We start from the raw sequence: 26,811 nt of genomic DNA, 5'->3' as shown, positions 1-26,811 counted from the left end.
AAACTGATTTACGAAAGGACAAAAGATTGTGATTTTACTACAAGCCCAAAATGTCAGCCGAGAATTTAATGGAGAGCGGTTGTTCTCACAGATCACTTTTGATATTCAGGAACAAGATCGCATTGGTCTTGTCGGTCGAAATGGGGCCGGTAAAACAACGCTTCTCAAAATGTTAATTGGTCAAACACAACCTGATGAAGGTCAGATCATTACCAAAAAAGACCTTTCGATTGGTTATCTTGCCCAAAATCAAGGCTTAAATACGGATAATACCGTCTGGAATGAATTATTAACCGTTTTTGCTGACGTTATTGCTTTAGAACAAGAAATTCATCAGCTCGAAAGCCAATTAGGCGATCCTGAAATCATCGCTAACTCCGAAAAGTTTAAGTCTTTATCTAATTTGTACGATCAAAAACAGCAGACCTTTAAAACCAAAAACGGTTTTGGTTATCAAGCAGAAATTCGTGGTGTCCTTAACGGTTTTAGTTTTGGTGAAGAATTTTATGACCGCTCAGTTAACTCCCTATCTGGGGGCCAAAAAACTAAATTAGCTTTGGCGAAATTGCTGTTGGAACAACATGACCTCCTTGTGTTAGATGAGCCTACCAATCATTTGGATATGGACACTTTGGCTTGGCTAGAAAAATACATTAAGTCATACAAAGGCGCATTGTTAATTGTGTCACATGATCGCTACTTTCTAGATCATGTAGTTTCAAGAGTTCTTGACTTAGATCAGCACACGCTATTTCCTTACACTGGAAATTATTCGGATTATATCGACAAGAAAGCTGCTCGTCTCAAAAGTGAATGGAAAACTTACGAAAAACAACAAACTCAGATTGATAAACTTCAAGATTTTGTTAATAAAAATATTGTCCGTGCTTCAACCACTAAACGCGCTCAGAGTAGGCGCAAGCAGCTCGAAAAAATGACCGTCCTGGAACGACCCAATACAGATGATGCTGAAATGCATTTCCATTTTGCGGCAAAACAGTCTAGTGGTAATGTCGTTTTAACGGTCAAGGATGCTGCAATCGGTTACGAAACGGACCATGTTTTGTCGGCCCCAATCAACATTAATTTAACTAAACATCATGTTTTAGGAATCGTGGGCCCAAATGGGGTTGGTAAATCAACCCTGTTGAAAAGTATCTTAGGTCAAATTCCATTGCTTAGTGGCACCGCTAAACTAGGTACTGGCGTAGAAGTCGGCTATTATGATCAGGAACAACATAACTTAGACGACCATAAAACAGTTTTAAATGAACTTTGGGATGAGCATCCACTCGTCCCAGAAAAAGATATTCGCTCTCTGTTAGGTAGCTTTTTGTTTTCCGGAGATGACGTATTAAAACCTGTGAAAAACTTAAGCGGTGGAGAACGAGCTCGCCTACTTCTAACTAAATTAACCATGCAGGCTGACAACTTCTTAATTTTGGATGAGCCAACCAATCATCTAGACATTGATAGCCGTGAAGTTCTTGAAAATGCCTTAAATGAATTTGATGGTACCGTCCTTTTCGTCTCTCATGATCGTTACTTCATTAATCGAGTAGCAACAGAAATTTTGGAAATCTCTGCGGCTGGAAGTCAACTATTTCTGGGTGATTATGATTACTATTTAGCTAAAAAAGAGGCTCAGGACCAAACACCAAATTCAGCTGTTAATGACGAGACCGAAGATATTGAGATTTCAAAAAAGCAAACTTACTTAGCCTCTAAAGAAACCCAAAAGGTCCAAAGAAAGTTGCAACGTGAAGTTGAACACCTTGAAGAACAACTCGATACATTGTCAGAAACCGAGGCTCGGATTCAAAACCAAATGGCTGATCCGCAAAACTTTAACGATCATTTAAAATTGGAAGAACTTCAAAAAAGTTTGGACGCAACTCAAACCCAAATTACCCAAACTGAAAATGACTGGACAACAAAGAGTGAGCAACTTGAAGACCAAGATTAGTATTTAAATTCACAAAAAGAGAGTAAGTTCAGTTAATGAACTTACTCTCTTTTTATGTTATTTATTAATTTGAAAAAAACATTTTAATCAATTGATCCCGATCCTGATTCCAACGTTCATTGTCACGAGTTGGATAGATTCGATTTGTCAGGCACACAAAGCCTTGTTTATTAACGGGGTCAAATGCCAAAATTGTCCCAGTATAGCCAGTTTGCACATATTGCTCTTGATGATTGACTTTTTGCCAACCTAAAGTCCGCCCATTCTCATCGTAACTGGCCATCAAATCAAACAAATTAGGATCCAGAATTTCTTTTTTCTGGTATTTTCCCCGATTAATCATCATCTCAGTAAAGACAGTTAAATCACTAAGAGTCGAAAACAGGCCTGAATGGCCACTTTCGCCATTTAAGAGTAACGCCTTATAGTCATGGACCTGTCCTTGAATTTGACCACGTTGCGCATCAACTTCAGTAGGAACAAATCGTGACTTAGGACGATTCAAATTATACCCCGTATTTGTCATAGCCAGTGGATACCATATGTGATCCTGAACACTGCGGTCAATCGAACCATTTAATGTCCGAATAATTAAACCTAATAAAATAAATCCTAAATCAGAATAAACCGTTTTTTCACCCGGTTTGCTAATTAATGGATCCTCATAAATTTTTTTTACAAGCTCAACACCAGTTAAATTAGGAATGTTATCCACATCCGCTGGTAACCCACTGTTGTGTAGCAACAAATTTTCAATCGTCACTTCTGGATGCGAAAAACCTGGTAAATATGCAGTAACTGAATCTTGTAATCCCAATTCATGAATAGATAACAACTGAAATACCCGTGTTGTTGTTGCCACAACCTTCGTTAAAGAAGACAAGTCATAGATCATAGAAGGATCCAATCTTTCAGCAAAAACATCCTTACCTTGAAATCCATGATAAAAACTATCAATTTTATTTTCGTTTATAAAGCTGAAAGAAGCACCATAAATATCGCCACGATCAATTGCTGCATCAATTTCATTCCTCATTTTAGTGAACTTATTTTCTGTCATACATTCGTCCCCGCTTCATCTTATTTGACGGCATCTGGTACCCAATCAAATTCCAAACTCGGTTCAGCATTCAAACTAGCATCAGCAAAAACATTATGCTTCATTGCCACATAGCCAGCTGCCCCAATCATGGCTGCGTTATCACCACAATACTTCAGAGGTGCTTTTACAAAATCTAGATCCGGCTCCTTCACACTAAGTTGCTCAGATAAGGTTTCTCTAAGTCCTTGGTTTGCAGCAACCCCTCCTGCTAAAATAAGTTGTTTGATCTGAAATTTTTCACAAGCCAATAAAGTTTTTTTAACAATCACATCGACCACGCTTTGTTGGAAACTCGCGGCAAGATCGGCGCGATTCAACGTTTCATTAATCTGATCAGCATGATGAACCGTGTTAATAAAAGCACTTTTTAGGCCACTAAAACTAAAGTCGAAATTATCTTCATGAACCATTGCCCGTGGAAAGTGAAAGGTATCTTTTCCTTGATGAGCTAATTCATCAATTGGTTTCCCAGCCGGATAAGTCATTCCCAAAACGCGCCCGATCTTATCATAAGCTTCCCCAGCCGCATCGTCACGTGTTTCACCAATAATTTGAAATTCATTTTCATATGGCATATAAACAAGCTCTGTATGACCGCCAGAAACTAATAGCGCCATTGAAGGAAATACAATCGGTTTTACAAAGCGAGCCGCATAAATATGGCCTGCCATGTGATTTACTGGGACAATTGGTAATTCATTGGCATAGGCAAATGCTTTAGCAGCAGCCACACCTACCAACAATGCCCCTACAAGTCCAGGACCATAAGTAACGGCCACCGCAGTCAAATCACTAGTTTTAACTTGTGCTTTTTCTAACGCCTCATCAATACAAATTGTGATTTGCTCAATGTGGTGACGGCTAGCCACTTCTGGCACAACTCCGCCGAATCTTTTATGACTATTAATTTGAGTTGCAACCACATTTGACAGGATTTTCTCACCATCTTCAATAACGGCAACACTTGTTTCATCACAACTTGATTCAAATGCTAAAATTAAGTTCTTTTTAGTCATAATTCTCCTAATCCTTTTGGGTCAATGTTAAGGTCATATCAATCGCATCTTCATGATCACCAAAATAATAGTGTGCTTTCACGCCTGTTTTTTCAAAGCCCATCTTTAGATAAAGGGCCTGTGCACGTACATTACTTCTTCTAACTTCAAGCGTCATCTTTTTGTATCCAATGTATTCAGCTTTTCCAATCATTGTCTTAAGCAAGTAAGCACCAATGCCTCGATTCTGTTTGTCTGGGACCACAGCCACATTTGTAATATGTGCAGTCGCAGTCCGATCATCGAACGATGCACCGATAAAACCAAGCATCCGATCGTGATATCGGATAACTAAATAAAGCCGATCAAATTTACGGCGAAGTTCCGTAGCAAAAGCGGCTCGATCCCAAGGCGTTTGGCCTTCATAAACAGATCGCTCCACATTCAAAATTTCCGGGATATCCGGAATCATCGCCTTGGCAATGAAATACGTGTCCGTTTCAATTTGGATAACATGGTCATGAATTTCAAATGCTTGTTCTCTCAACTGTTTTGTTCGATTAAAAAAACGATCTTTAATTAATGCTTTAATTTCTTTCAACATAAGGCTTTGTTTCCTCTTGTGGATGACGTTTTTTCCATTCAACTTCCGCTTCAGTCAAACGCAAATATCGGGGCACAAAATTAAATGGATGGGCTACAGGTTCGGCGTGTAATCCTAATTTTCCAAGTACATAAGCATTAGGAAGATTCATTGCATCTGAAACTTGATGAAAATATGGCCCCAACTGATCCTGAAGAAAGGCTGCATAAACAGATACATCTTGGCCCACAAACCAAACAGGCTTGTGCATTTCCAGTAATTTTGCGGCCAATTCTTTAATAGCTAAATGTTGGTCCTCCAAAACCGCCACCAAGCCATCAGCAGTTTGTTGATAGATGCCTGCAAATACATTTTCTCGGCGCGCATCAAATAAAGGCACGATTAAACGATCTTCATCGCCTACATTTGCCGCTAATGTCCGTAAGCTGGACACCGCCACTAAATCAATATTTAAGGTATATGCCAGTGTCTTCGCAGTCGTTGTTGCAATCCGCAATCCAGTATATGAACCCGGTCCGTCTGCCACCACAATTCGTTTGAAGTCCTGCATCTTAAGTCCAACCTGCTTAACCAATGTTTCAATAATTGGCTGCAACTGAATACTATGATTTTTACGAATATTTGTGGTCGTCATTGCTAGTAACTGGCCATCATCTAAAATCGCCACACTTAAAGGCCGATTTGAAGTATCTAACGCCAATATTTTCATAACCAATTTCCTTTTCTCGTTCTATTCTTTAAATATCTTATCACAATTTTTCTATAGCGGGATAATTCATAAAAAAGAACTCGCAAATCTTTACCGATTGTCGAGTTCTCTAAATTTATTTTTGATCTTCAAACCCGTTTGGATGTTTTTGTGTCCAGTTCCACGCAGTCCTGATGATTTCATGGATATCATCATATTGAGGCTGCCAATTTAGGATTTTACGTGCCTTATCGCTTTTAGCAACTAAAGTATCTGGGTCTCCAGGACGCCGAGCAGTAATTCTTGCAGGAATTTCTTTGCCGGTCGCAACACGAGCAGCTTCCAAAATTTGCTTCACGGAAAATCCCGTCGAAGAACCCAAATTAAATGCATTGCTTTCGTTACCAGCTTGGAGATACCTCATCGCTAAAATATGCGCATCTGCTAAATCTGTAACGTGCACATAGTCACGAATATTGGTGCCATCTGCAGTTTTATAATCATCCCCAAAAATCTGTAATTCGTCACGTTTTCCAGAAGCAACCTGCAAAACAATCGGAATGAGGTGAGTTTCAGGATGATGATCTTCGCCAATGGTTCCATCCGCAGCAGCTCCCGCAACATTAAAGTAACGCAGTGCCACAAACTTAATACCATAAGCAATATCAGACCAGTGCATAATCTTTTCCATCATGAGTTTGCTCTCACCGTACGGGTTGATGGGATTTTGTAAATCAGTTTCTTTAATTGTATCATTCTCAGGATTACCATAAGTAGCGGCCGTTGAAGAAAAGACAATTCGACTTACATGATTGGCGTGCATAGCTTCAAGCAAAGTGATCACACCGCCAGTATTGTTATCAAAATACTTCAACGGATCCTTCATTGATTCTGGAACAATCGAAAAAGCTGCAAAATGGATAACTGTATCAATACTTTCTTCAGCAAAGACTTTGTCCAAAAAATCCCGATCTCGAACATCCCCCTGGTAAAAACGAGCTTGCTTCGAAACTGCTTGTCGGTGTCCGGTAACTAAATTATCAATCACCACTACATCTTCATTTTGTTCAATCAATCTTTTTACTGTGTGCGAGCCAATATACCCTGCACCACCAAGTACTAAAATTGCCATTTTACGCCTCTCCGTTTTCCTGAAATTTTAACGTAATTATACCATAAAACCGTTTCACTTGTTTGTTAGTTAGCTATTGAGCTCCAAGTACAATCCGCTTCACAATAGACTTCGCCATTAACTGACATCCTATGTAGCGTCTTTGTTTCACCATTTTCACCAGTTGTTTTTCCCACTTCACTCACTACCGTATGTCCATACTGAATTTCTTTATGATATTGAATATTTAAATGAGTTGGCATGTGAGTTTGCAAAAAATCAGCCGGTAAAACATCCAAAAGCCACTCAAAATAATGTGAGTTGTTTACGTGGCCGTTGGTATCTAAATCAAAATAACGAACAGAATATTGTTTGGTTAGCAGTTCTTGTCCATCCGTAATCTTTTGAACCCGTGGTAACCGAGCTAATCGTTTAACCTCATCACTTCCGTATGGGTCAATCAATGCCGGAATTAATTTCCCCATCTTACGTGTTTCATGGTTCATTTGGACAAAATTACTGTTAGCAGTGATAAGTGGTTGGCCTGCTTCGTCTTCAATGCCAAAATGACGCTCGCAAAAAAACTTATTGTGGGCAGTGGCTTCGGTTGACAAACGAATTGTCGTCCCAATCTCAGGTAAAGCATTTATTTGGATCGAATACTGCGTAACTACCCAACCCACGCCATATTTTAAGACTTCTGATGTTCCAACTCCCAAAAGTTCACTTTGGTCTTCTGAAGCTAAAACCATTAAGTTGATTAGCATTGGCATTGATGCTCGCGAGGTTCGATCACCATCGTAATAAACCAATCTATGTTCTTCGCTAAATTTTTTTCCTGCCATGCCAATCTCCTCTCACATTACTTACATTATTTCTTTTTTATAATTCATTTCGTGATCGAAACCAAAAAAGTTTTACCACTCACTACCATCCTCTTAAACTAACTATTTTTCGAATTGTCATTGTTTAAATGGTGGTATGTTGCATAAACATCTTGCTTTTTCAGCCCGCGTAATTTAGCAACCTTTTTTATTGCTACGGTTGGTTTCTCACCCGCGCTAATCAAATTAGTGATTTGATCTTCAACAGGAATTTCTGGTAATTCTTCACCTGCTACAACTGCATGGCTGTTACCTTCCACAATCACAACAAATTCGCCGCGAATTTCATTATTACTAGCCCATTCCAACAGTTCTGCCAAAGTTCCACGAAGAAACTCTTCAAATTTTTTAGTTAGCTCTCGACACAATACTGCCGAACGATCTGTACCCAAGATACCAGCCATATTGGTCAGCGTCTTTTTCAAACGGTGTGGAGCTTCATAAAAAATAAGCGTTTCTTCTTTATTTGCAAGCTTTTCCAATTGACGTTTTTGGTCAACCGGTTTTCGATTTAGAAAGCCAAAGAAATAAAATGGTTGCGGAACTAATCCGGAGGCAATCAAGGCGGTCAACGCTGCGTTAGCTCCTGGCAAAGGAACAACTGTAATGTCTTGTTCAATACAGGCCACTACCAAATCATGCCCAGGATCACTAATTGATGGCATTCCTGCATCACTCACTTGCGCAATGGTCTCCCCTTTTTTTAAACGTTCAACTAATTCAGGGACACGTTCATGGGTGTTATATTCATGAAAACTAATTTGTTTCGTTTCAATTTCAAAATGATTTAATAACTTTTGGGTATTCCGCGTATCTTCAGAAGCAATAACATCTACTTCCTTCAATATTTCAACTGCCCGATAGGTCATATCTCCAAGATTGCCAATTGGGGTGGGCACTAAATACAGCGTTCCACTAGCCTGATTTTTTGCAAAGCTTTTTTGTGATTGCACTTTTCAATCTCCTCGTATTATATAATTTGAAACTTTGTTATTTACTATTCCCTACTTAGATGTTGCGTGATATTCTCTAATTGTTCATTGGATTTAGGTCCAACTGGTATAGGCTTTCATCTCCTGTAGATTATCTACGTTATAAGCGCGCCGCCCAGACAATTCGAAACACCGCAAACCACAAGCTGTAGCGATTAATTTGATTCGTGTTCACTCGCGTGACACGCAGCTGAATCTTTTAATCTAGTCTTCTTATATTGCGAGGATGCCCGTTAGAGTTGGAATTAGGGAACATCACGCAGCACCTAAGCTTATCCAATTAATTCAAAGTGAAAGGAGGTCCTATCCTATGAATTTATATTTAGGTATTGATGTTGGTAAAAATAAATTAGACTTTTGTGCTTTAGATTCTGATCAACATTGCCGTTTTCAAGATGAAACTACTAATGATCTTAATGGTGCCGTTAAAATTAAACAGGTAATCTTAACTGAGACTAAAACCCACCATTATGAAAAGATAACTGTTGGTATGGAAGCCACCTCGGTCTATAATTTTCATCCGATGACTTTTTTCGCCGAAGATAGCGAGTTACAAGCCTTAGGCTTATCGGTTATCACCATTAACCCCTATACGTCACATCATTTTAGCCAGTTATTTGATGATGGTAAGACGGATGCGATTGATGCCAAACAATTAGCTGATTTGTTACGGATCAAACCACTGGGAACTTCAGTTGCTCGCCAAGAAAACTATGTGGCTTTGCAACGTCTAACACGGGAACGTTATCACTTGGTTAAACAAATGACTGATTCTAAAAATCATTTTTTGAATAATCTTTATTATCGTTGTAATACGTTAGAACGGGAGCTGCCAACATCCGTTTTTGGTTCAACTATGATGACCCTAATTACTGATGAAGAGTTAACCTTGGACGAGGCAGCGGCGCTACCTCTTGATGAATTAGTCACCCATCTTCAACAGTTAGCTCACGGTAAGTTTGGTGATGCCGAAGCCGTTGCTAAAGCTATTAAGAAAGCAACCCGTTCTTCTTATCGCCTATCAAAAGTCGTAACAGATTCTGTTGATGAAATTTTGGCGGTCTATGCGAATGAAATTCGGATGTTAAAAAAACAAATCCAAGTTTTGGATAAAACAATTACACAGATATCTACTCAAATCACAGATATCAATTGTTTAACTAGTGTTCCCGGTATTGGCCCAGTTTATGCGGCTGGTATTGTGGCAGAAATTGGTCAAATTGAACGTTTTCCCGATGAAAGTCATATTGCCAAGTATGCTGGCCTGGCTTGGTTACCACATGAATCAGGCACAAGCGTTCGTCAAGCTACACCACGAACTCGTAAGGGTAATCAATATCTTCGTTATTATCTAGTTGAAGCTGCCAACTCGATAAGACGTTATGATGTTACTTACCAACGCTATTACCACAAAAAATATGAAGAGGTACCCAAGTATCGTCATCGTCGAGCTATTGTCTTGACGGCACGAAAGCTTGTAAGATTGGTGGAAGTCTTGCTTAGAAACCATCAATTTTATATACCACCCAAAGTGGTATAGCTTTCGAGTTTACGATACTGAGTCCCTTCTTAACCCGCTAAATTAACTGTTTTAGTGGGCTGGGGAAGCTATACTCTCAAGAACTGATTAATAATAAAAACAAAGCTTTTTACATACTTGACTTATTACCACAAGGCTTACCGATCACCGTAAATAACATCAAGGCAAAAAGCACACGGTTCGTTATTTTCACGGTGTCTGCCAAACCATTCATTGCACACGTGATATCCGCGACCATATAATTTTTCTAAGTTTTTTCGAGATTTAGAAAGACCGTGCTTAGTACTTTTGGGATCTTCGTTTTTTGACGATTGCTCATATTTGCTTAATTGCTCACGCAAATGCTCATTTTCGATAACCAATTCAGCATTTTCTTCAAGAATCTCCGTCAAACCATTTTGTAATTCCTGAATCTGGTCTGACATTTTTTGTGATTCTTCTTGAAGACCATCGAAGCTTTCGTATATCTCTCGTTTGTTCACAGTTTCACCTCATTCACAGTCCTTAATCTCAGAATGACTCAATAAATACGACATAATCTAATGGTTAGTGCTTCCAAGACATTTTGAAAACTTACATTACGATTCATTAAATTCTTAGCCTGTAAAGCTTGCTCAGTTGCTGCCATTAAACTGCTTTCTGATTTGTTGGTAAGTCCCTGCTTTATTTGTTCATCTTGATTTGGAAAACTTAACCGTAAATTGTTGGGGTTTACTTTTAAAATTAAAGCTTCACGACAATATAACATGACGATATCTAAAATTAACTGCTGATTTTCTTTAGTTTTTGCTAATCCCATGATTTTCGCCTGAACCTCGACGAAGGACCGCATATCTTTTTGAAAAGCCAATAGAAACCAGCGACTAACCGCTGATTGAACTTGTGATAACCAATCATCGGCTAACCAATTTTTAACTTCAACCACACTGTTAGTTAGATTCATCGCCATGGCTATTAAACTTGGCGTAATCTCCTCTTTTTGCAATTGGGCCTTAAATTGAGCTGGTATCAATGGTTTCAATTCTACTACTTCTGTTCGTGAGATGATGGTTGGTAGCATCAGGTTCTTATTGGTTGTCAAAAGAAAAGCAGTCACATTTGGGCTTGGTTCCTCAATAAATTTTAAGAGGCTATTTGCTGCACCTGCAGTCATTTTATCAGCATCAGAAATAATAAATATCTTTTGATTACCTTCAACCGCACTTTTTGTAAACTCAGATTTCAAAAATCGGACTTGATCAACCTTTATACTTTGACCATCTGGTTTCACAACCACCACATCCGGATGCTGGTTTGTACTGATCCTTCGACATTCCTGACACTTTCCACAGGGCATGTTGTTTTGTACATTTAAACAAAAAAGACGCATCGCAATCCAGGTTGCTAACTCGTCTTTTCCAATGCCCGATTCACCAGCAAACAAATAAGCATGGGCCAGCTTTCGTGACGCGATGACCTGTGCAAAATGTTCAACTAATTCTGGTTGCTTTTCTTTAACCGCAATTTGGATTCCATCTTCTTCAGCCATCGTTACTCCTCCGCCAACTTTTTAGAATTGTTGAAATTGCTCAATTGGCATGACAAACACCGTTGCTCCACCAACTTGAACCTTCACAGGATAAGCAGTTGTGCCTTCCATACTAGCATCCAAATTGACCGGTGGTGTCATGAATTCCTCACGACTATGGGAAGCCTCTTTGACCATTGCCAATACTTCATCAACTCGTTTTTCATCAATCGCAATCATGTAAGTTGTATTTCCTGATTTTAGAAAACCACCTGTTGTTGATAATTTTGTTGCCCGAATATTTGCATCGATAAATTCATCGCTTAATTGATTGGCATCCTTATCTTGAACAATTGCAATAATTAATTTCATATTTGTCACTCTCCTGACTCATTGAAAAACTCTGAATTAGATTGCCGAATAATTGTTTCAACTTCTGAAACAACTTTTTCTTTACTTTGCGTTGCGTCTATCACTTTGATACGCTCAGGATTTTCTTTGGCAATTTTTAAATAAGACGCTCGAACCCGTTTATGAAAAGATAATTTTTCAACATCTAAACGATTAATTTCATCCGTCCGGTGCGTCATAATGCGTTTCAGACCAATCTCTGAAGGAATGTCAAAGTAAATCGTCAAATCAGGAAGTAAACCAGCCGTGGCAAAAAGGTTCATTTGATAGACTTCCTGTTCACCAATCTCGCGACCAGCTCCTTGATACGCCACCGAACTGTCAATGTAGCGATCGCATAAAATTAGCTTGTTGGCTTTTAATGCCGGCTCAATCGTCTCTACAATGTGTTGTCGCCGAGCGGCCGCATAAAGTAATGCCTCTGTACGGTCATCCATTTCTGTATTCTGGCGATCCAAAATAACACTACGAATGGCTTCAGAGATTCGGTTACCGCCTGGTTCACGAGTCACAACCAGCTGCGTTTTTAACTGAGGTTTTAAGTCTGCCACAATCGTATTCAAAGCTGTTGTTTTTCCTGCGCCATCTGGGCCTTCAAATGAAATAAATTTTCCTGTCACCATGCCATCTCGCTTTTTCATAAGTATAAGTTTGTTTACATCTCTGTACGGCCTTCTACAGCTTTGAACAAAGTCATCTGATCCGCATATTCAATATCACTACCAACCGATAAACCATGCGCTAATCTGGTTACTTTAATTCCAGCTGGCTTGATAAGTCGTGACAAGTACATCGCTGTCGCTTCACCCTCTGGAGTTGCATTAGTTGCTACAATAACTTCTTTGACCGCTTTATTTGTTTGAAGCCGTTTAAGCAAACTTGAAATATTCAAATCTTCTGGTCCTTTGCCTTCCATAGGTGAAAGGACTCCCTGAAGGACATGGTAAAGGCCATGATACTCTTTCATTTCTTCCATTGACATCACATCTTTAGGATCCTCAACTACCAATAAGGTCCCTTGATCACGCGATTTATCTCGACAGATTTCACAAGGATCATCTTCGGTAATATTTCCACAAATACTGCAAAAATGAAGATCACGTTTTGCCGAAACCAATGCCTTAGCGAACTCTGTCACATCATCTTGATCCATATTAATCGTGAAGAATGCTAATCTAGTTGCACTCTTTTCGCCGATTCCTGGCAGCTTCATATAACTATCAATTAATTTCGCAATTGGCTCTGGATATTGCATTATAGGCCCTCACTCTTACATTTTTGGCAAACCTTTAGTGTATTTGCCCATCGTTTTGTTTGTTTCATCAGTAATCTTAGTCATCGCATCATTTACAGCGGCAACAACCAAGTCTTGTAACATATCCACATCATCTGGATCAACTGCTTCAGGCTTAATGGCGATGTCTTTCATCGTCTTATCACCCGTAAAAGTGACCTTAACCATGTCGTCTGGTGCAACACCAGTAAATTCCGTTGTATCTAAGCTTTCTTGTTCCTCAGTAACTTTTTTCTGCATCTTTTGCATTTGACGCATCATGTTTTGCATATTTCCCATTCCACCGCGCATCTTAATTCCGCCTTTCTTAACTAATCGTTTCTAATTTCGACTGCTTCTGACCCAAATAAGGCTTCAGCTTGAGTAACTACTGGGTCTTGTTCAGACTGGGAAGCTGGAGAATCCTCATCTGTCGGCATCCCTTCAGCATTTTCCTCATTTGAATCAGCTTCATTATTCTGTAAATCATCTTTATGTTGCTGAATATAACTTGTTCGAATTTCTGGCCATTGCTCAGCATCAACATAAGCAATTTTTAAATCATGACCTACTAGTTTGTCAATATCTTCGCTCAAAAGTTGACGTAAATCTCCATCATCCGCTGCTTGTTCATACAAGAAAGCGTAGTTAAAGGCGATTACAGCTCCTTTTTCACTAGCTGCCACTGGTTGAGCCACATGCATCAAGGCTCTCTGTGTGACACTCAACATTGCCATAAGATCTGGCCATATCTCTTTTAATTGTACCAAATTTTGTTTCGTTGCGTTGGCTAAAACTGGATAAATCTTTGTTAAATTAGGTTTCACAGCCTGCTTTCGCTTGCCAGTAGTCCCGCGTGCTGCCCCATTTGGTTTAGCCTCTTTTGCTGGCGCCTGACTTTGTCCCTCTAACTTCTTAACTTGATCCGTTAATTTTTTAATTTCTTCTTGTAAATGATCCAATTCACCTTCAGTAGCTGTCTTTGGTTGCCGATTCTCATTTTCAGGCATTTGGATGTTCTGCTTTGCTGGCTCTGCCAATTTAATCGTTAAAACTTCCATATAAACATCTGGATGAGTGGTAAACCGCATTTGTTGCTGAGTATCGTTTAAATGATCAATCATTTGATAGATACGCTCAGCAGTTAGTGAGGCCGCAAATGACTTGAATTGGTCATCTACATCACCTAACGCTTGATCAACTATCAGCGACGGATCTTGTTGATATAGCAAAAGGTTTCGACAGAAATTGATGAGATCTTCAATAAACCGATTAGCATCCTTGCCTTCCGCCAGCACTTTTTCAAGGGTATTCAGAGCCGAAGTAACCTCCTGATCAGAAACATTTTGAACATATGAATTCAAGAGATCATGATTGACGCTCCCTGTCACTTGCAAGGCATTTTTCAGGGTGATTTCATTATCACCAAACGACAGGGTCTGATCCAAGATGCTAAGTGCATCCCGCATACCGCCTTCTGCTGCTTTAGCAATAACCATCAACGCTTTCTCATCAAATGTAATCTTTTTTTGTTGCAAAATGTAAACCATTCGGTCGTAGCTATCTTTAGTTGAGATTCTTCGGAAATCAAACCGTTGTGTTCTGGAGATGATCGTTAGCGGAATCTTTTGTGGCTCCGTTGTTGCTAAAATAAACACGACATTAGCTGGCGGTTCTTCCAAAGTTTTTAACAAAGCATTGAAAGCCCCCGTGGACAGCATATGGACTTCATCAATAATGTAAATTTTGTAGTCTGCTTCAGTAGGCGCATACTTGGCTTTATCACGAATATCTCGAATTTCTTCCACGCCATTATTGGAAGCAGCATCGATTTCAATGACATCGTTTAAGCGCCCTTGCGTAATTGCTTTACAAGTTGCACATTCATTACAGGGCTCACCATCTTTTAAATAACGGCAGTTAATTGCCTTGGCAAAAATCTTGGCAGCCGAAGTTTTCCCAGTTCCACGCGGACCCGTAAACAAATAAGCGTGACTAGTTTGATCAGTAATTAAAGCATTTTTTAATGTTTGCGTAATCACTTGCTGTCCCACAATTTCGTCAAACCGTTGTGGACGCCAAACGCGATATAAAGCCTGATAGCTCATTTTTGAATTCCTCTCAATTGTTTACCTATATAAAAAACTCTTAGCCATGTTGACTAAGAGTCTTACCAATTTCCTAATAACTTAAGGCACAAGACAGAGCAGACTTAGTGCTGCTTCCTTCCGGATCTGACACAATTCGTGAGTCCATCCTTGCCTTAAGGCCTCTCGGCACTATTAATAATACTCGAAATCACTAAAAATTTCTACTAATTTGTTTACTTTTTTTAAGCTTTTTTCTTCGAAGCCGAATTTCACGAAAAAAATCTTGCATAATTTGGCTTGATTCTCTTTGAAAAAGTCCTTCATAAACCCGTACTTGATGGTTTAAGCGTTGATCATTCAAAAGCTGATACAAGCTTTGAACTGTGCCAGCTTTTGGATCTCGGGTTCCAAAATAAATTTCTGGCAGCTGTGAATTAATGATTGCTCCACTGCACATCATGCACGGCTCAACAGTAACAAACAATTGACAATCCCATAACCGCCAACTTTTTAAGGTTCGGCAAGCATCTTGAATTGCCACAACTTCTGCATGCGCAGTTGCGTCTTGATTCTGTTCTCTTAAGTTGTGACCACGGCCAACAATTTGATTTTTGTGGACAATGATTGCCCCAATTGGCACCTCACCCATGAATTTTGCCTTGCGTGCTTCTTCCAACGCCAAGCTCATAAAATAAAGCTCTTGGTTTGGCGACAGTTTATTCTGCATTGTTTTCCTGCTCTTTCACGCTCTTAATAATGTAGTAACCTTTTTGTTTTAAAACAATCTCTGCATTGCCAAATACGTGGGTCATCGTTTTTTTTGCTGAAGGTGCGCCTTGCTTTTTTTGCAAAACGATCATTAATGAGCCTCCCACCTGCAAATGTGCAAAAGCATCCGTTAAGATTTTGGTTACAACTGTTTTACCTGCCCGCACCGGTGGATTGGATAATATCGTGTGATAATCTTTTTTAGAAACTGCTTCATAAGTATCTGATTCCCAGATTGTGACATTTTGAATGCCATTTTGCTCAGCGTTTTGTTTGCATAAATCAAGTGCCCTTAAATTTACATCAACAAGATCAACGTGAATTTCTGGCACCGCCTTCGCGATTGCTAATCCAATTGGCCCATAACCACAACCAACATCCAAGACATCTCCATGACTCAGATCTTTCAAATCAACCGCATCCAATAACGTTCGGGTTCCAAAATCGATGGTTCGTTTAGAAAAAACGCCACTGTCTGAATTGAAAGTTAAATTTTGAGAAAGCAATTTAAATTGCCATTGTGTTTTTTCATGTAAAGCATCCGGATTTTGTGTATAATAATAATCAGTCATTTAATTATTTCCTTTTCATTTTAAAATCTATTATTTTTAAAGTTAATTTCTATTATAAAGGAATATCCACCGAAATTCACAACTAACTTAGCGTTGGGTCGTCCCTAAATAAGTTGCACGCAACCTGAACAAAAAAACTTTTTCTTCAAAACCTTGTCGGGCCACCATATTTAGTGCTTGTAACATAATTGACACTAAATATGGTGGTTTTTTCATTGAATTTTACATTAGATGTTGTATACTGAGGATATTCAAAAAACACAAAAGTAACAAGAAATCGAGGGTGGGCAACATGAGTGAAGTAACTATTTATACAAAAAACAACTGTATGCAATGTAAGATGACAAAACGTTTCTTAAGTGAACACAATATTCCCTTTAAAGAACGGAACATTAATACAAATCCTGATTACATTGATTATTTAAAATCTCGCGGATTTCAAGCCGTTCCCGTAGTTGAATCCAATGGTAACGAACCAATTGCCGGATTTCGACCTGATGTTTTAAAACAACTTGCTATCTAACAGATCGACATATTTGTTAGGCCATTAAAACGCACCATGCTGCTTGTCACAGCTAGGCGTTTTTTTATTTATCCCATTTTTAGGCAGGATCCCAGAAAGGCGTGTAAATTATGAGTCTTAAGAACCTTAAAGATGTCACATACTACGATTTAAATAACGAAATAAATATTCCAGTTAACAATCAAATTCCCTTGAACAAGGACCATGAAGCTCTAGCTGCATTCTTAAAAGAAAACGTCAATCCTAACACCAAGCAATTTGATTCATTACAAGACCGATTCGACTATCTAATTAAAAATGACTACATAGAGGAGGACCCAATTAAGAAATATTCTCCTGAATTTCTGCAAAAGCTTTACGATTTTTTGAATTCCCAAAATTTTCATTTTCAATCTTTTATGGCTGCTTACAAGTTCTACGCTCAGTATGCCTTAAAAACTAACGACAACAGCTATTATTTGGAACACTTCGTAGATCGAGTTGCCATGAACGCAACCTACTTTGCGGACGGTGACGAAGATCTAGCTATGTCAATCGCTGATGAGATTATTCACCAACGTTATCAACCTGCTACGCCAAGTTTCTTAAATGCTGGTAGAAAACAACGGGGCGAACTTGTTTCTTGTTTCTTAATTCAAGCAACTGATGATATGAATGCTATTGGCCGAACAATTAACTCTGCACTGCAACTTTCCAAACTCGGTGGTGGTGTCGGAATCAACTTAAGTAATTTGCGAGAAGCTGGTGCCCCTATTAAAGGTATTGAAGGCGCTGCTAGTGGCGTTGTCCCTGTTATGAAACTGTTAGAAGATAGTTTTTCCTACGCAAATCAACTAGGCCAACGTCAAGGTGCCGGCGTTGTTTATCTCAATATTTTCCATCCTGATATTATTTCCTTTTTGTCTGCTAAAAAAGAAAACGCTGATGAAAAAATCCGTGTCAAAACCCTTTCCCTGGGTGTTGTGGTGCCTGATAAGTTCTATGACCTCGCGCGTCATGATGAGGACATGTACTTATTCAGTCCTTACTCTGTTGAAAAAGTTTACGGAAAACCTTTCTCTTATGTAGATATTTCTGCCGAATATGACAATATGGTAGCTAATCCAGCAATCACTAAAACAAAGATGAAAGCCCGTGATCTGGAAAACGAGCTTTCTAAATTACAACAAGAATCAGGCTATCCTTACGTAGTGAACGTTGATACAGCCAATCGCGACAACCCAATTTACGGGAAAATTGTGATGAGTAATCTGTGTTCTGAAATCATGCAGGTTCAATCGCCATCTGAAATCAATGACAAACAAGAATACACAACAATGGGAACCGACATTAGCTGTAACCTTGGTTCCACAAATATTGTTAATATGATGAATACCCCTAACTTTGGTCATTCTGTTGAGACAATGGTCCGCGCCTTAACTTTTGTTACCGATCATTCTAATATCAGTGTTGTCCCTTCCATTCAAAATGGAAACGCACTTGCTCACACAATTGGCCTTGGCGCCATGGGCTTACATGGTTATTTAGCTAAGAACCACATGTACTATGGAAATGTAGACTCTCTTGATTTTACAAGTGTTTATTTCATGCTCCTTAACTACTGGACCTTAAAAGCTTCCAACGAAATTGCACGCGAACGTCATGAAACTTTCCACAATTTTGAAAAAAGTAAATATGCAGACGGTAGTTACTTTGATAAATATGTTTCCAAAGATTGGGGTCCAAAGACTGAAAAGGCAAAGGCTTTATTTGAAACAATTGATATCCCAACTCAAGCCGATTGGCAAGCACTAAAAGAAGCTGTTATGAAAGATGGCCTCTATCACCAAAATCGGATGGCGGTTGCACCAACTGGCTCGATTTCTTACATTAACGACGCCACCGCTAGTCTCCAACCAATTGTTAACCGAGTTGAAGAACGTCAAGAAAAGAAAATTGGTAAAATTTATTTTCCAGCTCCATATCTTGATAACAGCACTTTAAAATATTATCAATCCGCTTATGATATCGACATGCGTAAAGTTGTTGACATTTATGCTGCAGCTCAACAACACGTAGATCAAGGGATGAGCATGACTTTCTTCATGCGTTCAACCATTCCAGAGGGTATGTATGAATGGAAAGATGGCCGGACAAATAAAATGACCACGAGAGATTTGAACATTCTCCGAAACTATGCTTATAATAAGGGAATTAAATCAATTTATTATATTCGGACTTTCACTGACAACGACGGTGAAGTCGGAGTTAACCAATGTGAAAGTTGCTCAATCTAATTTAGTTCAGAAAGGAACAAAAAAATGGCAGACTCTTCAAAATTAGATCCTATCAAATGGACTCAAGATGGTAATTACAAGGCAATCAATTGGAATCAAGTTTCCGATGAGATTGATAAAGCTACTTGGGAAAAATTAACCGAACAGTTTTGGCTCGATACCCGAATTCCAATTTCCAATGACTTGGATGATTGGCGCACCCTTGATGAAGATCATAAATGGGTTGTGGGACACGTCTTTGGTGGCCTTACCCTTCTTGACACCCTTCAATCACAAGACGGTATGGCAGCACTACGAAAAGATATTCGTACGCCCCACGAAACAGCCGTTTTTAATAACATTCAGTTCATGGAATCTGTTCATTCAAAGAGTTATTCATCAATCTTTGAAACGTTAAATACACCAGGAGAAATTGACGAGATCTTCTCATGGAGTGATAGCGAAGAATTCCTTCAAAACAAAACTAAGAAAATTTATACTCTCTATCATGATGATGGTGATCCACTAAAGAAAAAGATTTCAAGCGTCTTTTTGGAAACTTTCTTGTTCTACTCTGGTTTCTTTACACCACTCTATTACCTTGGTCACAACAAATTAACTAACGTTGCAGAAATCATTAAGTTAATTCTTCGTGACGAATCTGTTCATGGTACTTACATTGGTTACAAATTCCAATTGGCTATGAAAGAATTATCAGAAAACAAACAGCAAGAACTCAAAGACTGGATGTTTAACTTCTTATACGAACTTTATGATAACGAAGAAAAATATGTCCACGTTTTATATGATCAAGTCGGTTGGACGGACCAAGTCTTAACGTTTACGCGCTATAACGCAAACAAGGCCTTAATGAATTTGGGTCAAAATCCCCTCTTCCCTGACACAGAAGCTGACGTGAACCCAATTGTGATGAACGGAATCTCTACAGGAACTGCTAATCACGATTTCTTCTCACAAGTTGGTAATGGTTATCGTTTAGGAAAGCTAGAAACTATGTCTGATAAAGATTACAATATTGGCGAACCCAAAGACCAAAAATAGTATTAAAAAGACGTCACTGGTTAGTAACTAACTTAGTGGCGTTTTTTTTAGAATGGAGCAATCATTATGAAATCGATTCAATCAATTTGTGTTTTCTGTGGATCTAATACAGGTTTCAATAAAAACTATAAGAAGCTCACAATTGAGCTAGCTAAGTACCTCGCTCTCCACCATCACCGCCTTGTTTATGGTGGTGGGCGCTTAGGTCTCATGGGCGTGCTCGGTAACACAATGTTAGATCAAGGTGGAGATATTCTAGGGGTAATCCCGAAAGTGCTTGTCAATGAACGCTTAACACGGATTCCAAGCGAAAAGATCATCACGACCAGTGATTTGTCGGAACGAAAACAATATATGCTCGATGCTTCCGACGCTTTTATTGCCTTACCAGGTGGCTTTGGAACTTTTGAAGAGTTTTTTACCATGCTAGCTTGGAGTCAACTCAATCTCCATCAAAATCCGCTTGTCCTATTAAATATTGACGGCTTCTTTGACCCGCTAATTCAATTACTCAACAATGCCGCTGAAGAAGGCTTTGCACCAAAAGAAAACTTAGACTTATTTATTGTTGCTAAAGACGTCCCAGAAGCCTTTGAAAAATTAACTAATTTTCACCATATCCTTCCAAACAAATGGACGAATTAAAACATCTTATATCCCGAACTTTATAGACTAAATCTAAATGCGTATGTAAACTAATCATTCATAGTTTACATGCGCATTTTATTACTTCAAAATGGGATAAAAGTGAACTTCAGTAACCCCGTTAGCTAAAGCACTTGTGAGCTCATTTTTTTGCTCTTTTGTAAGCAACTTAGTCACACAAAAATATGCGTGATTAACTTTAACAACTTGCTTTAAGAACTCATAGTTTTCAGGAGAAATTTTTGCTTCATCACCTGTAAAACTGTTGAGTGTTAAAAAATATGTGAGAGGAAGATTCATTAACGAACTTTCTCCAATGTCATCAGTTGTTTTATTAAAACTTGTACCGATTTGTTCTAATAAAATATGTTTAGTAACTGCTAATAGATCGCTCATAACACTATTAGCGGTTGGTTCGGATCCAGCACCTGGCCCAGAATAAGAGGTAGTCCCTAACGCTGTACTGGTTACCAAAACACTATTTTCGACACCATTCACATTGGCTAGTGGATTTTGTTTATAGACAGCAACCGGTCCGACTAGTGTGAATAGCTCATGGTCTTTTTGACGCGCAATCACAGCGGGTTTTATCGTTAATCCCAGGACTTCCGCACCGTTAATATCATTAGAAGTTACGCCCTCAATTCCTTTCCGTTTCAGCTGTTTTAAATTAATTGAATGTCCGAAAGCTAATTGACTTAAAATTGATAATTTATACGCCGCGTCTATCCCCTCAATGTCCTTAATAGGATTGGCCTCAGCATATCCAAGGCTTTGCGCCTGCTTTAAACTCTCCTCGTAGCTACTGTGGTCAGTTTTCATTGCACTTAAGACAAAGTTAGAGGTCCCATTAACAATGCCAGTCAGCCCAGTAATTTGATCAGTAATCAAACTTTCATTTAAAACGCGAAGAATGGGAATCCCACCGGCAACACTGGCTTCGTAATATAAATCAACATGGTAATCATGAGCCAATTTTGTTAATTGAGGCCCTTTTAAAGCAATTAATTCTTTATTGGCAGTGATAACTGATTTACCGTTAGTAATAGCTTGCTGAATTGCTTTATAGGCCTGGTCAAGGGTTCCCATGACTTCAATAACAATTTGAATTGAAGGATCGTTTATGACGTTTTCGATTTCTCCAGTGAATGACAAATCTTTTGTTATATTTAATCCCCTTTTTTTATCAGGATGCTTAACCGCAATTTTTTTAATATTAAAATGTACTCCCAAGGATTCTGAAATCTGATTATCTCCCCTGTTTAGCAGCGTAAGCACCCCGCTTCCGACCGTTCCGCAACCAAGCATTCCCACTGAAATAGTTGTCATTTCAAAAACCTTCTTTAAATTCAAATTTTGTAACAAGTGATTCTAATTCCACTTAATGTTTCCCCGGACTGCATGGCAGACAGTTTTTTATCGTTAATTCATTAAATTAAGCCAGTTTTGATAAACTTGATGACTGCTGCTTTGCCAAGTATTGTGAATATGATGATCACGATCAAAATAATTCTTGGGAGCTAGAATCGCTTTCTTTTTATTTAAATCACGTTCGTATTCAATTTTTAGCGTATCTACATCATATTCAGGATGACCGGTTAAATAGGTTTGATTTATTTGTGACGCATGTAAAATCATAGGTCCAATTTCATCATTACTGCAAACAATCTTTACACCATGCGGCTGATCAATATTAGTATGCCGTGATTGGGGCATTTTTAATTGGTTCTTAGTAGTTAGTCCAGCCATAAGCGGGCTTGTAGTATCAATATCAGTCGCTGAATAAATACCAAAAATTTTTTCACGTAAGTTTTGTTTTTTAAGATTAAACTCAATTGCTAAAGCTGCTTGTGAAGCCCAACATTCTAACAAAGTTTGTTTCACATGCGTGTGTGACCAATTAATAATTTGTTCAAATTCTTGCCAATAATCAACTTGTTCAAAGTCCAGAGTCTCAACTGGAGCACCAGTAATGATTAAAGCATCATAATCTTTTTTTGCAGCTTCGCTAAATTTAAGATACGTATGGGCCATTGCTTCACGTGAAGTCCCTTTAAATGAATGGCTCGTCGGATAGGCAAATGTAAAGTTGACATCCTGTTTCAAATCATTAAAGGCCTTTAAAAACTGACGTTCCGTTGCTTGTTTGGTAGGCATTAAATTTAGAAGAAGGATGTTAATGGGATTCCTCAATTTCGAACTTTGCCATTCCTGATAACAGTTTAAAAATCCATTTATTGCATTCGCAGTCATCTAATTAATCCTCCGTTTTTTCAAAATAAAAAGTCTTCGTCCCATAACCTTATAAAAGATTATGGGGCGAAGACTTCGCGGTGCCACCCATTTTTTAATATTTTCCATACTAAACTTAGAAAACACTCTTACCCCCAAAAAAACAGGCGAAAGAATGTTCCGTAAGGTATCGGTTACTACCGGGAAACCAGCCGGATAACGACCACTTTCCAATTCCGAGATCATCTTCAAGCTTTTAAACAACGCCCTTTTTCATCAACAAAGGCTCTCTTTTAGAAGTTGTCCAGCTCTACTCTTCTCATCAACACTTAATATTTTTAACTTTTACTTAATTTAACATTCACTTCTGGTAAAGTCAATAACAGATTATGAATTAATTTTATACATTGTTGTTCGCCAGTGATAATGTCTTAACTAATTGGTCAGCAAAAATGTCTCGCAAATATGTTTCACCTCCGGCAAAATAGTTAATGGAGGTGGACAACATGAGAAAGGTTGTTTTAACAGTGAAAGAAGACCACAAATATCAAGTAATTCAGCAAGTAGTTAATGAACGAAAGAATCGTTGTCGAGCTAGTATTGAATTAAATCTATCATTACGACAAATTGATCGATTAATAATCAAATATCGAACTAAGGGTAAATCTAGCTTTGTGCATGGCAATACTGGCAAAAAGCCACAGAATAAGATCTCAACCAAACAAATCAATCGAATTATTAAGCTGTATGAAACTGATTACCAAGGCTTCAATATTTCCCATTTCTATGAGTTTTTATTAAGTAGAGAAGGTATTCAAGTTTCTGAATCAACTTTACGACGAATACTTAGAACCCATCGGGTTCTGTCACCCAAAGCTCATCACAATACCAAAAGACAAATACGCAAAGAATTAAAGCTCAAGGAACAACGGCAGGCTTTGTCTAAACGTGACGAAAAGACCTTACAAGTTGTTGAACCAGTGGAAGCAATAAAGGCTCATCCGTCACGCGCTAGGAAAAAATTTGCCGGTGAACTTATTCAGATGGATGCCTCGGTTGAGCTCTGGTTCGGCAATACAAAGACTTATCTACATGCCGCGATTGATGATTATAGTGGTGCGATTGTTGGCGCCTACTTTGATACCGAAGAAACGTTAAACGCTTATTATCAAGTTATGGCTCAAATATTGACTTCTTTTGGAATCCCGTATGAGATTTTAACAGACCGAAGAACGGTTTTTAACTCAAACAAAAAAGCAGATTCTCCAACGAAGGAAAACCCACTCACTCAATTCGGTTATGCGTGTAAGTCACTGGGAACCAAACTCTCAGTGACTAGCATACCGCAAACCAAAGGCAGAATTGAACGCCTTTTTGAAACACTACAAAGCCGACTTTTAAATGAACTTAAACTAGCAAATACAACGACAATTGAGCAAGCTAACGACTTCCTCAACCCATTTGTAAAAGAATTCAATCAAAAGTTTGCTTTACCTATTAAAATTAACACGAGTGGCTTTGACAAACAACTTACATCTTCAGAAATTGATCAGATTTTAATCACAACTCGAGAGCGCTCAATTTCATCTGGTCACACTGTCAAATTAAATAATCAGGAATATCAATTATTTGAATCAGATAAGCTAGTTTGTTTAAAACCACGAACTAAGGTCTTAATCGTTAAAACTTTAACTGGTAAGCTTTACGCTACTACAGATGCAGATCAAATATTTGATTTACATCCGCTTGCAGATCATGACTTAGTTTCGCCAGCTTTCGAGGTTATTATTGAAAAACCATCTAATATGGCCCCAAAGAACAAGAAGCCCAAGGCTTCTATGAACCACCCATGGAGGAGAGCCAATTATCGCGACTATTTGCGTACAATTGGGTATTCCGAAAAAGGAGCAAATCATATGGCATATGAGATTTAAATTTGACAAGGATGTTCAATGATTATTGAGACATTTTTCCTTACCGATTGACATAACAGATTATGAATTAATTTTATACATGTTGTTCGCCAGTGATAATGTCTTAACTAATTGGTCAGCAAAAATGTCTCGCAAATATGTTTCACCTCCGGCAAAATAGTTAATGGAGGTGGACAACATGAGAAAGGTTGTTTTAACAGTGAAAGAAGACCACAAATATCAAGTAATTCAGCAAGTAGTTAATGAACGAAAGAATCGTTGTCGAGCTAGTATTGAATTAAATCTATCATTACGACAAATTGATCGATTAATAATCAAATATCGAACTAAGGGTAAATCTAGCTTTGTGCATGGCAATACTGGCAAAAAGCCACAGAATAAGATCTCAACCAAACAAATCAATCGAATTATTAAGCTGTATGAAACTGATTACCAAGGCTTCAATATTTCCCATTTCTATGAGTTTTTATTAAGTAGAGAAGGTATTCAAGTTTCTGAATCAACTTTACGACGAATACTTAGAACCCATCGGGTTCTGTCACCCAAAGCTCATCACAATACCAAAAGACAAATACGCAAAGAATTAAAGCTCAAGGAACAACGGCAGGCTTTGTCTAAACGTGACGAAAAGACCTTACAAGTTGTTGAACCAGTGGAAGCAATAAAGGCTCATCCGTCACGCGCTAGGAAAAAATTTGCCGGTGAACTTATTCAGATGGATGCCTCGGTTGAGCTCTGGTTCGGCAATACAAAGACTTATCTACATGCCGCGATTGATGATTATAGTGGTGCGATTGTTGGCGCCTACTTTGATACCGAAGAAACGTTAAACGCTTATTATCAAGTTATGGCTCAAATATTGACTTCTTTTGGAATCCCGTATGAGATTTTAACAGACTGAAGAACGGTTTTTAACTCAAACAAAAAAGCAGATTCTCCAACGAAGGAAAACCCACTCACTCAATTCGGTTATGCGTGTAAGTCACTGGGAACCAAACTCTCAGTGACTAGCATACCGCAAACCAAAGGCAGAATTGAACGCCTTTTTGAAACACTACAAAGCCGACTTTTAAATGAACTTAAACTAGCAAATACAACGACAATTGAGCAAGCTAACGACTTCCTCAACCCATTTGTAAAAGAATTCAATCAAAAGTTTGCTTTACCTATTAAAATTAACACGAGTGGCTTTGACAAACAACTTACATCTTCAGAAATTGATCAGATTTTAATCACAACTCGAGAGCGCTCAATTTCATCTGGTCACACTGTCAAATTAAATAATCAGGAATATCAATTATTTGAATCAGATAAGCTAGTTTGTTTAAAACCACGAACTAAGGTCTTAATCGTTAAAACTTTAACTGGTAAGCTTTACGCTACTACAGATGCAGATCAAATATTTGATTTACATCCGCTTGCAGATCATGACTTAGTTTCGCCAGCTTTCGAGGTTATTATTGAAAAACCATCTAATATGGCCCCAAAGAACAAGAAGCCCAAGGCTTCTATGAACCACCCATGGAGGAGAGCCAATTATCGCGACTATTTGCGTACAATTGGGTATTCCGAAAAAGGAGCAAATCATATGGCATATGAGATTTAAATTTGACAAGGATGTTCAATGATTATTGAGACATTTTTCCTTACCGATTGA

25 protein-coding genes, 1 other RNA gene, 1 pseudogene and 1 other annotated feature are annotated in these 26,811 nt (G+C 38.5%); of the genes and pseudogenes, 8 read left to right on the top strand and 19 right to left on the bottom strand.

Going from position 1 to position 26,811, the window contains the following annotated elements:
- The first annotated feature begins 28 nt into the window (after positions 1–28).
- Positions 29–1,966: an ABC-F family ATP-binding cassette domain-containing protein gene (locus tag ACLHK8_RS09285; protein WP_063696772.1), complete on the top strand. Its 1,938-nt coding sequence runs from the start codon at positions 29–31 to the stop codon at positions 1,964–1,966.
- Positions 1,967–2,030: 64 nt separating this feature from the next.
- Here ACLHK8_RS09285 and ACLHK8_RS09280 read toward each other — a convergent pair whose 3' ends face one another.
- The 7 genes from ACLHK8_RS09280 to rsmI form a co-directional block, all read right to left on the bottom strand.
- Positions 2,031–3,026, bottom strand: a complete 996-nt coding sequence (locus ACLHK8_RS09280) for a serine hydrolase domain-containing protein (protein WP_063696770.1) — start codon at positions 3,024–3,026, stop codon at positions 2,031–2,033.
- A gap of 20 nt (positions 3,027–3,046) precedes the next feature.
- A complete protein-coding gene (gene tsaD / locus ACLHK8_RS09275; RefSeq protein ID WP_057772785.1) occupies positions 3,047–4,084 on the bottom strand; it encodes a tRNA (adenosine(37)-N6)-threonylcarbamoyltransferase complex transferase subunit TsaD in 1,038 nt (345 codons plus the stop codon).
- Between the two features lie 7 nt (positions 4,085–4,091).
- Positions 4,092–4,667, bottom strand: coding sequence for a ribosomal protein S18-alanine N-acetyltransferase (gene rimI, locus ACLHK8_RS09270; RefSeq protein ID WP_063696767.1), 576 nt, complete (start codon positions 4,665–4,667; stop codon positions 4,092–4,094).
- The gene (gene tsaB, locus ACLHK8_RS09265; RefSeq protein WP_057772782.1) at positions 4,651–5,376 is read right to left on the bottom strand and encodes a tRNA (adenosine(37)-N6)-threonylcarbamoyltransferase complex dimerization subunit type 1 TsaB; all 726 of its coding nucleotides are present in this window, start codon (positions 5,374–5,376) and stop codon (positions 4,651–4,653) included. Before tsaB ends, rimI begins: the two co-directional genes overlap by 17 nt.
- Positions 5,377–5,491: 115 nt before the next feature.
- Positions 5,492–6,487, bottom strand: a complete 996-nt coding sequence (gene galE / locus ACLHK8_RS09260; protein WP_063696765.1) for a UDP-glucose 4-epimerase GalE — start codon at positions 6,485–6,487, stop codon at positions 5,492–5,494.
- A 65-nt stretch (positions 6,488–6,552) separates the two neighbouring features.
- Positions 6,553–7,311, bottom strand: coding sequence for an acyl-[acyl-carrier-protein] thioesterase (locus tag ACLHK8_RS09255; RefSeq protein ID WP_063696763.1), 759 nt, complete (start codon positions 7,309–7,311; stop codon positions 6,553–6,555).
- A 98-nt stretch (positions 7,312–7,409) separates the two neighbouring features.
- A complete protein-coding gene (rsmI, locus tag ACLHK8_RS09250) occupies positions 7,410–8,303 on the bottom strand; it encodes a 16S rRNA (cytidine(1402)-2'-O)-methyltransferase (RefSeq protein ID WP_057772776.1) in 894 nt (297 codons plus the stop codon).
- A 349-nt stretch (positions 8,304–8,652) separates the two neighbouring features.
- Between rsmI and ACLHK8_RS09245 the strand changes: the two genes are divergently transcribed.
- On the top strand, positions 8,653–9,882 hold the full coding sequence (locus ACLHK8_RS09245; RefSeq protein WP_057775612.1) for an IS110 family transposase: 1,230 nt from the start codon (positions 8,653–8,655) through the stop codon (positions 9,880–9,882).
- A 137-nt stretch (positions 9,883–10,019) separates the two neighbouring features.
- Here ACLHK8_RS09245 and ACLHK8_RS09240 read toward each other — a convergent pair whose 3' ends face one another.
- The 10 genes from ACLHK8_RS09240 to ACLHK8_RS09195 all read right to left on the bottom strand — a co-directional run bounded on the left by ACLHK8_RS09240 (position 10,020) and on the right by ACLHK8_RS09195 (position 16,503).
- Complete coding sequence (locus ACLHK8_RS09240; protein ID WP_057772775.1) at positions 10,020–10,364, bottom strand: DNA replication initiation control protein YabA; 345 nt, start codon at positions 10,362–10,364, stop codon at positions 10,020–10,022.
- Positions 10,365–10,402: 38 nt separating this feature from the next.
- On the bottom strand, positions 10,403–11,410 hold the full coding sequence (holB, locus tag ACLHK8_RS09235) for a DNA polymerase III subunit delta' (protein ID WP_063698341.1): 1,008 nt from the start codon (positions 11,408–11,410) through the stop codon (positions 10,403–10,405).
- 21 nt (positions 11,411–11,431) lie between these two features.
- Entirely contained in the window at positions 11,432–11,761 is a 330-nt protein-coding gene (locus tag ACLHK8_RS09230) for a cyclic-di-AMP receptor (protein WP_057772770.1), read from the bottom strand.
- A 5-nt stretch (positions 11,762–11,766) separates the two neighbouring features.
- Complete coding sequence (gene tmk, locus ACLHK8_RS09225; RefSeq protein ID WP_179947341.1) at positions 11,767–12,420, bottom strand: dTMP kinase; 654 nt, start codon at positions 12,418–12,420, stop codon at positions 11,767–11,769.
- A 35-nt stretch (positions 12,421–12,455) separates the two neighbouring features.
- Positions 12,456–13,055: a recombination mediator RecR gene (recR, locus tag ACLHK8_RS09220; RefSeq protein ID WP_057772768.1), complete on the bottom strand. Its 600-nt coding sequence runs from the start codon at positions 13,053–13,055 to the stop codon at positions 12,456–12,458.
- Positions 13,056–13,070: 15 nt separating this feature from the next.
- Positions 13,071–13,385 (bottom strand): YbaB/EbfC family nucleoid-associated protein, encoded by a 315-nt coding sequence (locus ACLHK8_RS09215; RefSeq protein ID WP_057772767.1) that lies wholly within the window; start codon positions 13,383–13,385, stop codon positions 13,071–13,073.
- Between the two features lie 20 nt (positions 13,386–13,405).
- Entirely contained in the window at positions 13,406–15,181 is a 1,776-nt protein-coding gene (gene dnaX / locus ACLHK8_RS09210; RefSeq protein WP_057772764.1) for a DNA polymerase III subunit gamma/tau, read from the bottom strand.
- A 75-nt stretch (positions 15,182–15,256) separates the two neighbouring features.
- Positions 15,257–15,343: signal recognition particle sRNA small type (gene ffs / locus ACLHK8_RS09205), an RNA gene on the bottom strand.
- 31 nt (positions 15,344–15,374) lie between these two features.
- Complete coding sequence (tadA, locus tag ACLHK8_RS09200) at positions 15,375–15,890, bottom strand: tRNA adenosine(34) deaminase TadA (protein WP_434520314.1); 516 nt, start codon at positions 15,888–15,890, stop codon at positions 15,375–15,377.
- Entirely contained in the window at positions 15,880–16,503 is a 624-nt protein-coding gene (locus tag ACLHK8_RS09195) for a class I SAM-dependent methyltransferase (protein ID WP_063698343.1), read from the bottom strand. Before ACLHK8_RS09195 ends, tadA begins: the two co-directional genes overlap by 11 nt.
- Positions 16,504–16,795: 292 nt before the next feature.
- Between ACLHK8_RS09195 and ACLHK8_RS09190 the strand changes: the two genes are divergently transcribed.
- The 4 genes from ACLHK8_RS09190 (at position 16,796) to ACLHK8_RS09175 (ending at position 20,988) form a co-directional block, all read left to right on the top strand.
- Positions 16,796–17,026 carry a redoxin NrdH gene (locus ACLHK8_RS09190; protein WP_046871054.1) on the top strand — a complete coding sequence of 77 codons (231 nt, stop codon included), beginning with the start codon at positions 16,796–16,798 and terminating at the stop codon, positions 17,024–17,026.
- A 110-nt stretch (positions 17,027–17,136) separates the two neighbouring features.
- A complete protein-coding gene (nrdE, locus tag ACLHK8_RS09185) occupies positions 17,137–19,302 on the top strand; it encodes a class 1b ribonucleoside-diphosphate reductase subunit alpha (RefSeq protein ID WP_434520313.1) in 2,166 nt (721 codons plus the stop codon).
- 24 nt (positions 19,303–19,326) lie between these two features.
- A complete protein-coding gene (nrdF, locus tag ACLHK8_RS09180) occupies positions 19,327–20,343 on the top strand; it encodes a class 1b ribonucleoside-diphosphate reductase subunit beta (RefSeq protein WP_057772757.1) in 1,017 nt (338 codons plus the stop codon).
- A gap of 66 nt (positions 20,344–20,409) precedes the next feature.
- Positions 20,410–20,988, top strand: coding sequence for a TIGR00730 family Rossman fold protein (locus ACLHK8_RS09175; RefSeq protein ID WP_082854882.1), 579 nt, complete (start codon positions 20,410–20,412; stop codon positions 20,986–20,988).
- A gap of 81 nt (positions 20,989–21,069) precedes the next feature.
- Here ACLHK8_RS09175 and ACLHK8_RS09170 read toward each other — a convergent pair whose 3' ends face one another.
- Together ACLHK8_RS09170 and ACLHK8_RS09165 are read right to left on the bottom strand one after the other, a co-directional pair.
- The gene (locus ACLHK8_RS09170; protein WP_063698347.1) at positions 21,070–22,317 is read right to left on the bottom strand and encodes a homoserine dehydrogenase; all 1,248 of its coding nucleotides are present in this window, start codon (positions 22,315–22,317) and stop codon (positions 21,070–21,072) included.
- 93 nt (positions 22,318–22,410) lie between these two features.
- Entirely contained in the window at positions 22,411–23,241 is an 831-nt protein-coding gene (locus ACLHK8_RS09165) for a homoserine O-acetyltransferase/O-succinyltransferase family protein (RefSeq protein ID WP_063698349.1), read from the bottom strand.
- 59 nt (positions 23,242–23,300) lie between these two features.
- Positions 23,301–23,555, bottom strand: a binding site (T-box leader).
- A gap of 171 nt (positions 23,556–23,726) precedes the next feature.
- Here ACLHK8_RS09165 and ACLHK8_RS09160 point away from each other — a divergent pair.
- Both ACLHK8_RS09160 and ACLHK8_RS09155 read left to right on the top strand, forming a co-directional pair.
- Positions 23,727–25,154, top strand: a complete 1,428-nt coding sequence (locus ACLHK8_RS09160) for an ISNCY family transposase (RefSeq protein ID WP_057775614.1) — start codon at positions 23,727–23,729, stop codon at positions 25,152–25,154.
- Positions 25,155–25,332: 178 nt separating this feature from the next.
- A pseudogene (locus tag ACLHK8_RS09155) lies at positions 25,333–26,760 on the top strand (ISNCY family transposase).
- The last annotated feature ends 51 nt before the right edge of the window (positions 26,761–26,811 follow it).

It is taken from the genome of Pediococcus sp. M21F004, assembly GCF_051122535.1.
In the GTDB taxonomy this organism is placed as follows: Bacteria; Bacillota; Bacilli; order Lactobacillales; family Lactobacillaceae; genus Pediococcus; species Pediococcus inopinatus.
This window is presented reverse-complemented; position numbering and strand designations above follow the sequence as displayed.

Coding starts and splice junctions, on each gene's coding strand:
- nrdF (WP_057772757.1), top strand. CDS start 19,327: ATGGCAGACTCTTCAAAATTAGATCCTATCAAATGGACTCAAGATGGT.
- ACLHK8_RS09160 (WP_057775614.1), top strand. CDS start 23,727: ATGAGAAAGGTTGTTTTAACAGTGAAAGAAGACCACAAATATCAAGTA.
- galE (WP_063696765.1), bottom strand. CDS start 6,487: ATGGCAATTTTAGTACTTGGTGGTGCAGGGTATATTGGCTCGCACACA.
- rimI (WP_063696767.1), bottom strand. CDS start 4,667: ATGTTGAAAGAAATTAAAGCATTAATTAAAGATCGTTTTTTTAATCGA.
- ACLHK8_RS09255 (WP_063696763.1), bottom strand. CDS start 7,311: ATGGCAGGAAAAAAATTTAGCGAAGAACATAGATTGGTTTATTACGAT.
- dnaX (WP_057772764.1), bottom strand. CDS start 15,181: ATGAGCTATCAGGCTTTATATCGCGTTTGGCGTCCACAACGGTTTGAC.
- ACLHK8_RS09175 (WP_082854882.1), top strand. CDS start 20,410: ATGAAATCGATTCAATCAATTTGTGTTTTCTGTGGATCTAATACAGGT.
- tadA (WP_434520314.1), bottom strand. CDS start 15,890: ATGCAGAATAAACTGTCGCCAAACCAAGAGCTTTATTTTATGAGCTTG.
- ACLHK8_RS09230 (WP_057772770.1), bottom strand. CDS start 11,761: ATGAAATTAATTATTGCAATTGTTCAAGATAAGGATGCCAATCAATTA.
- tsaD (WP_057772785.1), bottom strand. CDS start 4,084: ATGACTAAAAAGAACTTAATTTTAGCATTTGAATCAAGTTGTGATGAA.
- ACLHK8_RS09170 (WP_063698347.1), bottom strand. CDS start 22,317: ATGACAACTATTTCAGTGGGAATGCTTGGTTGCGGAACGGTCGGAAGC.
- holB (WP_063698341.1), bottom strand. CDS start 11,410: ATGGCTGAAGAAGATGGAATCCAAATTGCGGTTAAAGAAAAGCAACCA.
- ACLHK8_RS09245 (WP_057775612.1), top strand. CDS start 8,653: ATGAATTTATATTTAGGTATTGATGTTGGTAAAAATAAATTAGACTTT.
- ACLHK8_RS09280 (WP_063696770.1), bottom strand. CDS start 3,026: ATGACAGAAAATAAGTTCACTAAAATGAGGAATGAAATTGATGCAGCA.
- ACLHK8_RS09190 (WP_046871054.1), top strand. CDS start 16,796: ATGAGTGAAGTAACTATTTATACAAAAAACAACTGTATGCAATGTAAG.
- nrdE (WP_434520313.1), top strand. CDS start 17,137: ATGAGTCTTAAGAACCTTAAAGATGTCACATACTACGATTTAAATAAC.
- recR (WP_057772768.1), bottom strand. CDS start 13,055: ATGCAATATCCAGAGCCAATTGCGAAATTAATTGATAGTTATATGAAG.
- ACLHK8_RS09195 (WP_063698343.1), bottom strand. CDS start 16,503: ATGACTGATTATTATTATACACAAAATCCGGATGCTTTACATGAAAAA.
- ACLHK8_RS09215 (WP_057772767.1), bottom strand. CDS start 13,385: ATGCGCGGTGGAATGGGAAATATGCAAAACATGATGCGTCAAATGCAA.
- ACLHK8_RS09165 (WP_063698349.1), bottom strand. CDS start 23,241: ATGACTGCGAATGCAATAAATGGATTTTTAAACTGTTATCAGGAATGG.
- tsaB (WP_057772782.1), bottom strand. CDS start 5,376: ATGAAAATATTGGCGTTAGATACTTCAAATCGGCCTTTAAGTGTGGCG.